Below are 13,078 nucleotides of genomic sequence, written 5' to 3' on the forward strand. Positions count from 1 at the left end.
GCGCCGATCCAGCCTTGATCGTCGCTGCCTGACAGTCGGAAATGGCCGGATCTGCTCCGGCCATTTTCATTTTGGACAGTCAGGTCTGCGGTTCCTCGAAGCGCACCAGCACGGTGCCGTCGCTGACCTGCGCGCCTTCTGCCACGATTTCGGCGACCACCCCGTCATGCGGGGCGGCGATCGTATGCTCCATCTTCATCGCCTCGAGGATCAGCAGCGGCTGGCCCTTGACGACGGCATCGCCCGACCCCGCGCGCACCAGCTTGACCAGGCCGGGCATCGGCGCGCGCAGGCTCCCGGATGCCGCGGCGGCTTCGTCGGCCTTCGCCAGCGGGTCGGGAACCGCGAAATTGTAGCCGGCCGCACCTTCGAACACGGTGACGTGGCCCGGCCAGCGGGCGAGGCGAGGCGTGGTCCTGAGGTCGTGGGAATTGACCTCTTCGTACGGCGCTTCCAGCGCCACCTGGAAGCGGCCGTCCGGCCGCATCGAGATGCGCGCCAGTATGGCTTCTTCGCCGTAGCGCAGCCTGGTGCGTCGCTCCACCGTGTGGAAATGCGCATAGCCGGCAAGCGCCGACCAGGGGTCGCTGGTCGGCTCTTGCGCGCCGGCGCCCGATGCCGCGAGCGCCGCGGCGGCAATGATCTCGCCATTCGGCGGGGCGATCGCCACCAGTTCGTCCTGATGCCGGCCGATCAGCCCGGTGTCGACGTCGCCGGCCGCGAAATCGGCATCGGCGGCGAGCGCGGCGAGAAAGGCGGTGTTGACCGTCGAGCCGGCCACTTCCGTCTCAGCCAGCGCCTTGCGCAGCGCCGCAAGCGCGGCGGCCCGGTCCTTGCCGTGCACCACCAGCTTGGCGATCATCGGATCGTAGAAGGGCGAGATCGCATCGCCGGCGCGCACGCCCGTCTCGATGCGCATGGCGGCATGCGCCGGCGCCGCATCCGGGAATTTCAGATGATGCAGCGTGCCCGTCGCCGGCAGGAATCCCCTGGTAGCGTCCTCGGCATAGATACGCGCCTCGAAGGCGTGGCCGGCAAGCTGAATCTCGGCTTGCGCGCTCGGCAGCTTCTCGCCGGACGCGACCCGTAGCTGCCATTCGACCAGATCGATGCCGGTGACCATTTCGGTGACGGGGTGCTCGACCTGCAGGCGGGTGTTCATCTCCATGAACCAGAAGCGGTCGGCCTTCAGCCCCTGAGAGGCGTCGACGATGAACTCGATCGTGCCGGCGCCTGAATAGCTGATGGCTTTGGCAGCCTTCACCGCGGCCTCGGTCATCGCCTTGCGCAGCGCCGGCGTCATGCCGGGAGCGGGCGCTTCCTCGATCACCTTCTGGTGGCGGCGCTGCGCCGAGCAGTCGCGCTCGAAAAGATGCACGGCATTGCCGAAATTGTCGCCGAACACCTGCACTTCGATATGGCGCGGCTTGTCGACATATTTTTCCACCAGCACGCGATCGTCGCCGAAGGCCGCTTTGGCCTCGCGCCGGGCGCCGGACAGCGCCTCGGAGAAATCGTCCGGGTGGTCGACGCGCCGCATGCCCTTGCCGCCGCCGCCGGCGCGCGCCTTGATCAGCACCGGATAGCCGATCTCGCGCGCCTTGGAGGCGAGGAGCACGATCTCCTGCGCCTCGCCGTGATAGCCGGGCACCACAGGAACGCCCGCCGTCTCCATCAGGCGCTTGGCCGCGTCCTTCAATCCCATGGCGCGGATCGAGGCCGCCGACGGGCCGATGAAGACCAGCCCTGCCGCCGTCACCTGGTCGACGAAATCCGGGTTCTCCGACAGGAAGCCGTAGCCCGGATGGATCGCCTCCGCGCCGGTGGCAAGCGCCGCCGCGACTATTCTGTCGCCGCGCAAATAGCTTTCTCCGACAGGCGAGGGGCCGATGTGGACTGCCTCGTCGGCCATCTCGACATGCCAGGCCCTCGCATCCGCATCGGAATAGACGGCGACGGTGCGCACGCCCAACCTTCGTGCCGTGCGGATGACGCGGCAGGCGATCTCGCCGCGATTGGCGATCAGGATCTTGCCGAACATGGAGCCTCCCGGTTTTGCCTCGGTCGGCGCCAGTCGGGCGAGCGTCGGCCTATTTCGACGCCGCGATTTCGCAGCCGCCGCTCGCGGTCCTGACTTTCCACTTCTTCAGGCCCGCCTGGCAGGATCGTAGCGCCCGCTCTTCCGCGGCCTTTTGCGACGGCGCGTTCAGCCCCGAGCCGCAGATGATGTAGAGGTCGACGACGCGCGAATAGAAGGTCGTTGCATAGGCCGAATGGCCGCCGGCCGCCACATAGTCGTGGTAGGTTTTGGTGCACTCGTCCTTCGGATTCCCAGGTAAATACGGAGAGAACCGCTTGTCGCCCACCTTGCCGGCAAGCGACTCCGCCGCGCCCGCGCCGGGCAAGGCGAATATAAGCAATCCCGCAAGTATCGAAGCAGCTATACGCCGAAAATAGTTCAGTTTCATTTTCACCCCATGCCCACTGCAAATTGCGCGGTGAGCAGTAGCGTGTATTCTCCGGGGCGACCAGCCCGGTATCGAAAAATCCTATTTGAGTTCGAAAATTATATGATTGGTCCATGAAGTTCAGACTCCACCGACCGCAGCAACGGCCTCTCGGTATAGTTCCGCTGTTTGCTCGTCGAAGCAACAGAAGATGACGGTTTCCGGTATCGCGTTCCGGCTGAGGAAATCGCTCACGCTGCCGACAGCAATCCCCGTCGCCTTGTCCTTCGGGTAGCCGTAGATGCCGGTTGAGATCGCCGGAAAGGCAAGCGTGCGGCAATCATGGGCGCTGGCGATCTCCAGCGAGCGCCGGTAGCAGGAGGCGAGCAGCTCGGCCTCACCCTTGCCACCGCCCTGCCAGACCGGCCCGACAGTGTGGATGACGTAGCGAGCCGGCAGCCGGTAGCCCTTGGTCAGCTTTGCATCGCCGGTCTTGCAGCCGTTGAGCGTGCGGCATTCGGCCAGGAGTTCGGGCCCGGCCGCGCGATGGATGGCACCGTCGACACCGCCGCCGCCGAGCAGCGACGAATTGGCGGCGTTGACGATGGCGTCGACCGCCAGCCTGGTGATGTCGCCGGTATGGATGCGGATCCTGTCGCCGGAAGCGCTCATCTCACATCCTGAACACGCCGAAGCGCGTCTCCTCGATGTCGGCATTGAGCGCGGCCGACAGGCTGAGCGCCAGGACCTCGCGCGTCCTCGCCGGGTCGATGATGCCGTCGTCCCACAGCCTCGCCGAGGAATAGAGCGGATGACCCTCATGCTCGTATTTCATCAGGATGGGCTTCCGGAATTTCGCTTCCTCTTCGGCGCTCCACTCGCCGCCCTTGCGCTCGATACCCTCGCGCTTGACCATGGCAAGCACCGTCGCCGCCTGCTCGCCGCCCATCACCGAGATGCGCGCATTCGGCCACATCCACAGGAAACGCGGTGAGTAGGCCCGCCCGCACATGCCGTAATTGCCGGCGCCGAACGAACCTCCGATGATCATCGTTACCTTCGGCACCCTGGCGGTGGCGACCGCCATCACCAGCTTGGCGCCGTCCTTGGCGATGCCGCCGGCCTCGTATTTCCTGCCGACCATGAAGCCGGTGATGTTCTGCAGGAAGACCAGCGGAATGCCGCGCTGGCAGCAGAGCTCGATGAAATGCGCGCCCTTCAGCGCGCTCTCCGAAAACAACACGCCATTGTTGGCGATGATACCGACCGGCATGCCGTGCAGATGGGCAAAGCCGGTAACCAAGGTGGTGCCATAATTCTGCTTGAACTCGTCGAACTCCGAGCCGTCGACGGTGCGCGCGATCACCTCGCGCACGTCATAGGGCTGGCGCAGGTCCGTCGGCACGATGCCGTAGAGCTCATGCGGATCGTGAAGCGGCGGAATCGGTTTCTGTAAGTTCAGGCTTACCGCCTTGTTCCGATTGAGGTTCTTCACAATGCGCCGGCAAATGGCCAGCGCGTGTTCGTCGTCCATTGCGTAGTGGTCGGCGACGCCGGAAAGCCTTGTGTGGACATCGGCGCCGCCGAGCTCCTCGGCGCTGACATCCTCGCCTGTCGCCGCCTTCACCAGCGGCGGGCCGCCGAGGAAGATGGTCGCCTGGTTGCGCACCATGATCGTCTCGTCCGACATTGCCGGCACATAGGCGCCGCCCGCAGTGCAGGAGCCCATGACGCAGGCGATCTGCGGGATGCCTGCCGCCGACATGTTGGCCTGGTTGTAGAAGATGCGGCCGAAATGCTCGCGGTCGGGAAACACCTCGTCCTGGTTGGGCAGATTGGCGCCGCCGCTATCGACCAGATAAACGCAAGGCAGGTTGTTCTGCAGCGCGATCTCCTGCGCGCGCAGGTGCTTCTTCACCGTCAGCGGATAGTAGGTGCCACCCTTCACCGTGGCGTCGTTGACGACGACCATCACCTCCGTGCCCTCGACGCGGCCGATGCCGGCGATGAGACCGGCGGCCGGAATGTCCTCGCCATACATCGACCATGCCGCGAACTGGCCGATCTCGAGGAAGGGCGAGCCGATGTCGAGCAACTGCGCCAGGCGCTGGCGCGGCAACAGCTTGCCGCGCCCGAGATGGCGCTCGCGCGCCTCGTCCGAGCCGCCGCGCTCGATGCTTGCAGCCTTCTCGGAAATGTCGGCGACCAGCGCCCGCATGCGCTCGGCATTGGCGCGGAAGGTGTCGGAGACGGGGGAGATCTGGGATTGCAATGTGGCCACGTTGTTCCTCACACCTCTTGATGCCGCGACGGAACCAGTGTAACAGCCCGCGCCCGGATGCCGCGCGCCAAGCATGGCATCCTTCTTAGTAGTGACACCCTCAGGAGGCGACGATGAAAGGCATGGATATGCGTTTCACCAGATGTCTCCCTTCGGCCATGGCCTGACGCCGCCGAAGGGCGGCTTTCCACGTCCCGAATTTGAGCAAGAGGAACACGGCGCCCGCAAGCGCTGTGGGTGTCACAATGTATTTGCGGTTTGTAACGCCGCTGATCCATCCGAAGAGCCGGGTGGAGACCGGCTTTTTCCATGCGTCCTGGTATCTGTACCGGAACGGCTGCCCGGACTGGATCCATGACGAACTGAAGGATCAGTTCGGCTGGTTCAATCGGCATTTGCCCATTCCTGGCAGGGTTGGCCGGCATTTCAAACGCCGGAATTCGATCTGGGGCGTCTGCTGGTTTCATCCGGACGCCAGGGAGGCGATCAGCCGCGCGCGTTATTGCGCCTGGCTGATCGAGGAGGGCGGCTTGCCGGTGCGGTCGATAACGTCGGCGCGCCAGCGCGAGATTCTGTGGTGCGATGCGCATCAGATCGTCGCCAAGCCGACCGACGACCTGCCCAAGGCCTTCGGCTGAGATGGCGGAGGGGACCATCACACCCCCTCCGCCATGATCTCGCGCCCGATCAGCCAGCGGCGGATTTCGCTGGTGCCGGCGCCGATCTCGTAGAGCTTGGCGTCGCGCAGGAGCCTGCCGGTCGGATAGTCGTTGATGTAGCCATTGCCGCCGAGCAGCTGGATCGCATCGAGGGCCATCTGCGTTGCCTTCTCGGCGGCGAACAAAACGCAGCCGGCGGCGTCCTTGCGCGTGGTCTCGCCGCGGTCGCAGGCCGCGGCCACCGCATAGACATAGGCGCGCGCGGCGTTCATCGTCGCGTACATGTCGGCGAGCTTGCCCTGCACCAGCTGGAAGGTGCCGATCGGCTGACCGAACTGCTTGCGTTCGTGCACATAAGGCACCGCCACGTCGAGGCAGGCCGCCATCAGCCCGATCGGCCCGCCGGCCAGCACCGCGCGCTCGTAGTCGAGGCCCGACATCAGAACCTCGACGCCGCGTCCTTCCTCATGCAGCACGTTCTCGAACGGCACCTCGACATTCTCGAACACCAACTCGCCGGTGTTGGAGCCGCGCATGCCGATCTTGTCGAGCTTCTGCGCCACCGAGAAACCGGCGAAATCCTTTTCGATGATGAAGGCGGTGATGCCGCGCGAATGGCGATCCGGATCGGTCTTGGCATATACCACCAGCGTCTCTGCGTCGGGCCCGTTGGTGATCCACATCTTGGAGCCGTTGAGCACATAGCGATCGTTGCGCTTTTCGGCGCGCAGCCGGAGCGACACCACGTCCGATCCGGCACCCGATTCCGACATCGCCAGCGCGCCGACCTTCTCGCCCGAGCAGAGGGCAGGGAGGTATTTCTCCTTCTGATCAGGCGTTGCCCAGCGGTTGATCTGGTTGACGCAGAGATTGGAATGCGCCCCATAGGACAAGCCGACCGAGGCCGAGGCGCGCGAAATCTCCTCCACCGCCACGACATGGGCGAGATAGCCCATGCCAGTGCCGCCGAAATCCGGATCGGCGGTGATGCCGAGCAGGCCGAGCGCACCGAGCTCCACCCACAGATGCGCTGGAAATTCGTTGGCACGGTCGATCTCGGCCGCGATCGGCGCAATCTTGTCCTGCGCGAAGCGCCGCACAAGGTCGCGCAGCGCCTCGATGTCCGGATCGAGCCCGAAGCTCAGCGTGTTCGTGTACATGCCGTTCCTCCCTGCGCATGCCCCGATCCTCGCGGGGGATCATGCGTGAAACTCAGAGCGCCACGACGTCCCTGGCGCGCCCGGAGGGACGCGCGGTGCCTTGGCTGATTGTCGCGCCGACCAGGCGCATTGTCATCGAAAGATATGACGTGGTGACTTCGCCGATCGACAGCCGCTCGCCCGGCCGGAACCAGACAATGACGCCGGTCATCATCTGGATCAGCGCCATGGCGGTGAGCCCGATGTCGTCGATCGCAAAGACGCCATTCTCCGCGCCGTCGCGCAGGATGGCACGCAGTTCCTTCTCGTAGGCGGTGCGCTGCTTCAGAATCAGCGTCAGCCTGTCATGCGAAAGGCTGCGCAGCTCCATGTTCGAGACATGCGTGGCGGAGCGGCGCGCGATATGGAAGGCGATGTGGTTTTCGACATAGGCGGCGAGCCGCGCGACCGGATCGGCGCCAGCCGGGCGCGCCGCATCCCATGCCTTGAGCAGTCCTTCCATGTGCTCGCGCATCAGCGTGAACAGCAGGTCTTCCTTGGTCGGGAAGTAGCGGTAGAGCGCGGCGGCCTGCACGCCGACTTCCGCCGCCAGCAGTCGCATCGACATCGCCTCGTAGCCGAGGCGCGCGATCAGGCCGACCGCCGCTTCGCGAACGGCAGCCTCGGTCTTTTCGCCATCGGAACCCGTCGTGCGCGCCATTCCCGCTTCCTCTTTCGTTCGGATAATAAAACGAACGTTCAATTAATTCAAGGGAGGAATGGGCGCCTCGAACAGTGCGGTAAAAGGCAGGATCGACCGCAACAGTGGCGACGTCGATCGGACCGGAGCCTCAGTCGCCGCTGAAGGCGCGGCTCGCCTGGTCGGTCAAAGGCTTCAGCAGGTAGGAGAGAACCGTGCGCTCGCCTGTCCTCAGAAAAACCTCGGCCGGCATGCCGGGTTTCAGCTCGAGCTGTCCGGTTTGTTTCAGACTGCTCTGTGTCAGCGCGATACGCACGGCGTAATAGGCAACGCCAGCCTTCTGGTCTTCGATGAGGTCGGGCGAAATCCGGTCCACCTGGCCCTCGACCTCCGGCGTGGTCTGCTGGCTGAACGCCGACAGGCGAAGCGCGGCCGGCTGCCCGACGCGGACCTGGTCGATGTCCTGCGGAGCGACGCGCGCCTCGACCACTAGGGCGTCGGCGGTCGGCACGATCTGCATGATCGCCTCGCCGGGCGCGATGACCCCGCCGATCGTGTGTACCGCCAATTGGTGCACGCGCCCCGACTGCGGCGCGCGGATGTCGATCTGCTTCAGCGCTAAAGGAAACAAATCAGAACATACACACATATGTCGTGCGCCGCATTGTTGGGCAGTCCTCGTGAGGATGTCGAGCCTGGGTTCGAGGCCGCTGCCGAGCTTGCTGCAGCATTCGGTCAGGTGACGATTCGGAAGTCGCCTGGCGCGTCGTCGCCGGCGCTTTCCGCGATCTCGACCTTCGCGACCGAGGCCCCGCGCGGCCCTTGCCAAAGCCGCTCGATCATGGCCGTGACCGCGCCATCGGCGCCGGCGATCAGCGCCGTCACCGAGCCGTCGCGTTCGTTGCGCACCCAGCCCGTCAGGCCGAGACGCATCGCCTCGCCGCGCGTCCAGACACGATAGCTGACGCCCTGCACCTTGCCGGAAATGCGTGCCCGCACGGCGCGCTGCCTGCCCTGCATCCTATCAACCTTCCGCCTTCGCCTTGCAGAATCTGGGCATGTGGCCGGCCAAAGGCAACCCGGTATCGACGCGGTCGAGCCGCCGAGCGGCTGCTGCTAGTTACCCCGGGCGGCCGCGAGCGCGCCCGGCAATTCTTCGGCGAAGATGTCGAGCTCGTGGTCGAGGCCAACGCTGACCCTTATGCAGCGGTCTAGCCCGGGCGCCATCGGCTTGCGGATGAACACGTCGCGCGACAGGAGGCCCTGCAGCACCTTCAGGGCGAAGGCGCCGTCGCTGCCGCAGTCGATGGTGACGAAGTTGGTGGCTGAAGGCAGCGGCTTCAGCCCGTTCGCCTCCGCGATTGCGGCGATGCGCCGGCGGCCGGCGGCGACGCGCGTCACCACGCTTTCCAGATAATCTTGGTCGGCCAGCGCCTCGAGGCCGGCGATCTGCGCCATGCGGCTGACGCCGTAATGGTTGCGGATCTTCTCGAAATCACGGATCACCTGCGGCTCGGCGACCGCGTAGCCACAGCGTATGCCGGCCAGCCCATAGGCCTTGGAGAAGGTGCGCATGCGGACGACGTTGGGCCGGGACACGTCGATCGGCGGCAGCGCCGAGGCCGGCCCGAGCTCGCCATAGGCCTCGTCCAGCACCAGCATGGTGGTTTCCGGCAACGTCTCGATGAAGCGGATGATTTCGGCGGCCTCCCACCAGCTACCCATCGGATTGTCGGGATTGGAGAGATAGACCAGCGGCGCTTTTTCGCGGACCGCCGCCGCGAGCAGGCCATCCAGGCTTTCCCGATCGTTCTCGTAGGGCACCGCGACCAGCCTTCCGCCAACGCCGGCGACGTGGAAGTTGAAGGTCGGATAGGCGCCGAGCGAGGTCACCACCGCGTCGCCAGGCGCCACATACATGCGCGCCACCAGGCTGAGCAGCCCGTCTATGCCTTCGCCGATAACCACATTCTCGGCGCCGACGCCTAGATGGGCCGCGGCCGCCTGCTTGAGGTCGAAATTGTCGGGGTCGCAATACATCCACTGGTCGCGCGCGACGCTTTCCATGCGGGCAATGACGCGGGGCGAGGGCCCGAAGCTGCTCTCGTTGGCGCCGATACGGGCGCGGAACGGACGGCCGCGGTCACGCTCCTGCGCTTCCGGGCCGACAAACGGCACCGTCGAGGGGAGCGCGGCGATAAGCGGCGTAAGGGGAGGGCGCAGGCGCATGGCAAGAGGCTCGTCGAGAAAAAGGGCCTTCTTGCTAGCGTGGACAGGTAGGCTGCGCAAGTTGCCGCCAGGGGAAATGGAGGGGCGCTAGCTTGTGGATGTGGGGACTCGCGCGTTCCTTCTCTAATGCTGGATTTCCCGGGTCGATTTTGCTAGCGAGGCAAGATGAACAATCGGCTGCCTCCCGCCTGGTCCAAGCATCTCAAGGGCCTGTCCACGCCACCGGCCAAACAGCCCCAGCCAAAGCCGCTGCAGGCAAGGCCGTTGCAGTCAACGCCGTCGCGTGCGCAGGCCGACGACCTGCTGCTGCGGCAGGCGCTCGAACTGCAAAAGGCTGAGCGGCTGCCGGAGGCCGAGGAGCTGTGTCACCGTGTTCTGGCAAGAACGCCCGAACATCCGCTTGCCTTGTACATACTCGGCACTTTGGGGCTTGGCGTCGATGATGAGTTGGCCATCAAGTTTTTGGCGCGTGCAGCGGCACGGGAACCGAGGAACCCTTATTATCGGCTTAGTCTTGGAGAAGCCTATCTGAAAGTTAATGATCACCCCTTGGCGATTCAGCACTTGCAGCGCGCCTGTGAACTGAAACCGGATCTGGTTGAGGCGCTTTGCCGGCTGGGCGAGGCATACGGCAGGTTTGACAAGGCTGAAATGGCTTTGCCTCTCTATGAAAAAGCGCTGAAGATCGATCGCAATCATCCGCTCGCCGGTTTGGGCCTTGCGAGTGCACTCATAGGCCTCGGACGGATGGACGAGGCAACAACCTATTTGAACGAAGCCATTGCCGGGCGCGTGAATGTGTCTGCAGGCTACATTGCCTTTGCAAACACTCGAAAATTTTCTGCCGAGACTCCCGAACTCGGCCAAATCCTGAACGAGCTCGGCGACAGCGCGATTTCCTCGGGTGAGTCGAGTCTGCTTCACCTGGCGGCGGGGAAGATTCTGAACGACCTGGGGCGTTATGACCAGGCGATGGATCATTTCTTGAAGGGCAAGGCGCTCAAGGCCCGTGAGTTCGACATTGATTTCTATCGCAAGCGGGTTGATTCGCTCATCGGCGTGTTCGATGCGCAGCTGTTGGCAGACAAAGCAGCTTATGGAAATCCGTCCGAGGTGCCCGTCTTCATCTTGGGTATGCCGCGCTCGGGTACAACTCTGACTGAGCAAATCTGCTCGAGCCACCCGGAAGTTCACGGGGCCGGAGAGCTCACGAAACTGGGGCGAATGGCGGCCTCTATCGGCTTAAGTCTCAGGGCGGGGGAGTCTTTCGGCGAGTGGGTAAGGTCGATGACGATCCCGCAATCTCAAGCGCTGGCAGAAGAATATCTGTCCTACCTGCGTCATTATTCGGCAAACGCTCCGTACATTGTCGACAAGCTGCCCCACAATTTCGAGCTGGTCGGGCTGATTGCGATTCTGTTTCCAAATGCTCGGATTATTCACTGCAGGCGTGACGCAATCGACAATTGTCTTTCTTGCTTCTTTTCAAACCTTCAGGAAGGCCATAATTTCAGTTGCGATCTGGAAACCCTGGGTCTGTACTACCGCGAGTATGATCGCCTTATGCGCCATTGGAACACGGTTCTGCCCGGGCGAATTTTTGAGAACGGCTATGAAGATCTCATTTCGGATCAGGAGAGGCAATCGCGCCGTCTTATAGACCATCTTGGCCTGCCTTGGAATGATGCCTGCCTTCGCTTTTTCGACAAGGCGGGCTCGGTCAGGACAATCAGTCGCTGGCAAGTTCGCCAGCCGATCTACAAGTCGTCAGTCAAGCACTGGAAGAACTATGAATGCAGAATCCAGCCATTGATTGAAGCCTTGGGAGATCTGGCTGAACTTTAAGAAACATTCGCGGTCAACGCGCAGCCACCATGACCTCCTGGAGCGGAGCGAATGCGAAGCGGGCGCCGCGGTCCAGAAACCTGGTGCCCCGCCGTCGAGTTTCACCCTCTCTGGCCTGCCAACCACCTCACCCGGCAAGGGCGAGATCGGTAGCCGTCTGCCTCGGCACGCCTTCTTCGAAGCCGAAGACTGGCAAAGGCACTTCGCGACATCCAATCTACCTTGCGGGGCCTTGCGGGGAACATGGCCGGCAAGAGGCGCGGGCGCTGTCCTCTGGCGCCGCGAACCCAGTTCCGCGGTGGCACTTAGAGGCCACCCTCGGATTCCGCGCGCGCTTCGCTCCTCGCGGATAGCACGACCTTGATAGTCGGATCTCCTAATTCAAAAAACCCGGCGGTTGCCCGCCGGGTTCTAATTTCAGTCAGGCAGTGCCTGTTAGAACGAGCGCTGGAAGCGGAGGAGACCGCCAACGTAAGGGGAGGGCGCAGGCGCATGGCAGAGGCTCGTTAAGAAAAAGGGCCTTCTTGCCAGCGTGCCGGATTGGCCGGTGCAAGCTGCGCGACGGGACGGGGCGCGGTTCCAGAAAGAGTCTGGCGCGCTGTCGCCCGAAGACGAAAAAACCCGGCGGTTGCCCGCCGGGTTCGATTTCGGTCAGACGCTGCTGATTAGAACGAGCGCTGGAAGCGGAGCATACCGCCGATGGCGTCTTCTTGCCGGGCATCGGTCCAATCGGAGACGGTATCCTCGCCAACGTTGATGTAGTCGACCTCGGCCGTGACGGTGAAGCCGGGAACGACGTCGTAGGCGATATTCGCCGCAACGCCGAAGTTCTTGCCTTCGTCATAGGAGAGCTGGGCGTTGAACGAGGTCTTCTCGTTGAACTTGTAGGTACCGCCGCCCCAGACTGCCCAGTTGCCGCTCCACTGCTTGAAGAAGCCGCGGCCGCCGGCCGGGATTGCCCAGGTCGGATCCGAGAGATTGTCGTCGGTGCCGTAGCCGCCCATGACCCACAGCGAGATCGCGTCGGTGGCGTTGACGTCCAAGCGGACCTTGCCGGCCACTTCCTCGTAGTTGCTGTCATAGGCGACGACGCCGGCGATGGCGCCCCAGCCCTGCGTGTACTTCAGACCGCCGACGACATGCGGAACGTAGCTGTCGATCGTGCCGACGACGCCCGAGCCTTCTTCGAGCGAGAGGACGGCGGAGAAGCCGTTGCCAGCGTCGAAGTAGTACTGGATGACGTTGGTGTCGAAATTGCCGTACGGAACCAGCGTATCGTTGATGACGTTGCCGGCGTAGCCGATGAACGTATTGAAGGCCGATTCGTCCTTACCGACGCGCAGGCCACCGAGCTGGATCCAGGCGAAGTTGAGCGAAACGCCCTTGCCGCCGGCGGGATTGGTATCGGTTTCATCGATGGTCGTGGTGGCCGGATCATCAAGGGTGGCGTGCCGATTGTTGTTGCCGAAGTTGAAGCGGGTCTCGGTGTAGGTCTTCAAGGTGCCGAGCTCGGTTTCCTGGCCGGTCCAGGTCTTCAGCGTGAAGCGGGCATTCTTGTACCAGGTATCCTGCACGTCACCATCTTCGTGGTCGACCGACTCCGCGCCGGTGAACGCGCCGACGTCGCCCATGCCGATGTCGTAGCGGACATAGCCGCCGATGCGCAGGCAGGTTTCGGTGCCGGGGATGTAGAAGTAGCCCGAGCCGTACACGTCGCAGATCTTGACGTATTCAGCCGGTTCCGGCTCGGCGACGACAACGGCGTCGGCGGCGCGCGC

The 13,078-nt window shown here is 63.8% G+C and carries 11 protein-coding genes and 1 pseudogene; 2 read left to right on the plus strand and 10 right to left on the minus strand.

Annotated elements, in window-relative coordinates; translation table 11 throughout:
- Positions 1–79 precede the first annotated feature (79 nt).
- The 4 genes from EN780_RS15345 to EN780_RS15360 form a co-directional block, all read right to left on the minus strand.
- Complete coding sequence (locus EN780_RS15345; RefSeq protein WP_128274579.1) at positions 80–2,041, minus strand: acetyl/propionyl/methylcrotonyl-CoA carboxylase subunit alpha; 1,962 nt, start codon at positions 2,039–2,041, stop codon at positions 80–82.
- A 49-nt stretch (positions 2,042–2,090) separates the two neighbouring features.
- A complete protein-coding gene (locus EN780_RS15350; protein WP_128274581.1) occupies positions 2,091–2,468 on the minus strand; it encodes a hypothetical protein in 378 nt (125 codons plus the stop codon).
- A gap of 120 nt (positions 2,469–2,588) precedes the next feature.
- Positions 2,589–3,119 (minus strand): O-acetyl-ADP-ribose deacetylase, encoded by a 531-nt coding sequence (locus tag EN780_RS15355; RefSeq protein WP_128274583.1) that lies wholly within the window; start codon positions 3,117–3,119, stop codon positions 2,589–2,591.
- 1 nt (position 3,120) lies between these two features.
- Positions 3,121–4,728 carry a carboxyl transferase domain-containing protein gene (locus EN780_RS15360; RefSeq protein WP_128274585.1) on the minus strand — a complete coding sequence of 536 codons (1,608 nt, stop codon included), beginning with the start codon at positions 4,726–4,728 and terminating at the stop codon, positions 3,121–3,123.
- A 245-nt stretch (positions 4,729–4,973) separates the two neighbouring features.
- On the opposite strand from EN780_RS15360, the gene EN780_RS15365 reads away from it, so the two are divergent.
- The gene (locus EN780_RS15365; protein ID WP_127283022.1) at positions 4,974–5,366 is read left to right on the plus strand and encodes a hypothetical protein; all 393 of its coding nucleotides are present in this window, start codon (positions 4,974–4,976) and stop codon (positions 5,364–5,366) included.
- Between the two features lie 17 nt (positions 5,367–5,383).
- Here EN780_RS15365 and EN780_RS15370 read toward each other — a convergent pair whose 3' ends face one another.
- The 5 genes and pseudogenes from EN780_RS15370 to EN780_RS15390 form a co-directional block, all read right to left on the minus strand.
- Complete coding sequence (locus EN780_RS15370; RefSeq protein ID WP_128274587.1) at positions 5,384–6,547, minus strand: isovaleryl-CoA dehydrogenase; 1,164 nt, start codon at positions 6,545–6,547, stop codon at positions 5,384–5,386.
- A 52-nt stretch (positions 6,548–6,599) separates the two neighbouring features.
- A complete protein-coding gene (locus tag EN780_RS15375) occupies positions 6,600–7,247 on the minus strand; it encodes a TetR/AcrR family transcriptional regulator (RefSeq protein WP_127283024.1) in 648 nt (215 codons plus the stop codon).
- 130 nt (positions 7,248–7,377) lie between these two features.
- Positions 7,378–7,842: pseudogene (locus tag EN780_RS15380) on the minus strand (HlyD family efflux transporter periplasmic adaptor subunit); the annotation flags it as partial.
- A 119-nt stretch (positions 7,843–7,961) separates the two neighbouring features.
- Positions 7,962–8,246, minus strand: a complete 285-nt coding sequence (locus tag EN780_RS15385; RefSeq protein WP_127283025.1) for an acylphosphatase — start codon at positions 8,244–8,246, stop codon at positions 7,962–7,964.
- A 96-nt stretch (positions 8,247–8,342) separates the two neighbouring features.
- The gene (locus EN780_RS15390; RefSeq protein WP_128274589.1) at positions 8,343–9,455 is read right to left on the minus strand and encodes a pyridoxal phosphate-dependent aminotransferase; all 1,113 of its coding nucleotides are present in this window, start codon (positions 9,453–9,455) and stop codon (positions 8,343–8,345) included.
- 165 nt (positions 9,456–9,620) lie between these two features.
- On the opposite strand from EN780_RS15390, the gene EN780_RS15395 reads away from it, so the two are divergent.
- Positions 9,621–11,300 carry a sulfotransferase gene (locus EN780_RS15395; protein ID WP_128274591.1) on the plus strand — a complete coding sequence of 560 codons (1,680 nt, stop codon included), beginning with the start codon at positions 9,621–9,623 and terminating at the stop codon, positions 11,298–11,300.
- Positions 11,301–11,965: 665 nt separating this feature from the next.
- Here the strand turns inward: EN780_RS15395 and EN780_RS15400 are convergent.
- Positions 11,966–13,078: porin (locus EN780_RS15400; RefSeq protein ID WP_133372619.1), on the minus strand; the 1,113-nt coding region annotated here is incomplete at its 5' end.

Source organism: Mesorhizobium sp. M4B.F.Ca.ET.089.01.1.1, from assembly GCF_004022605.1.
GTDB lineage: Bacteria > Pseudomonadota > Alphaproteobacteria > Rhizobiales > Rhizobiaceae > Mesorhizobium > Mesorhizobium abyssinicae.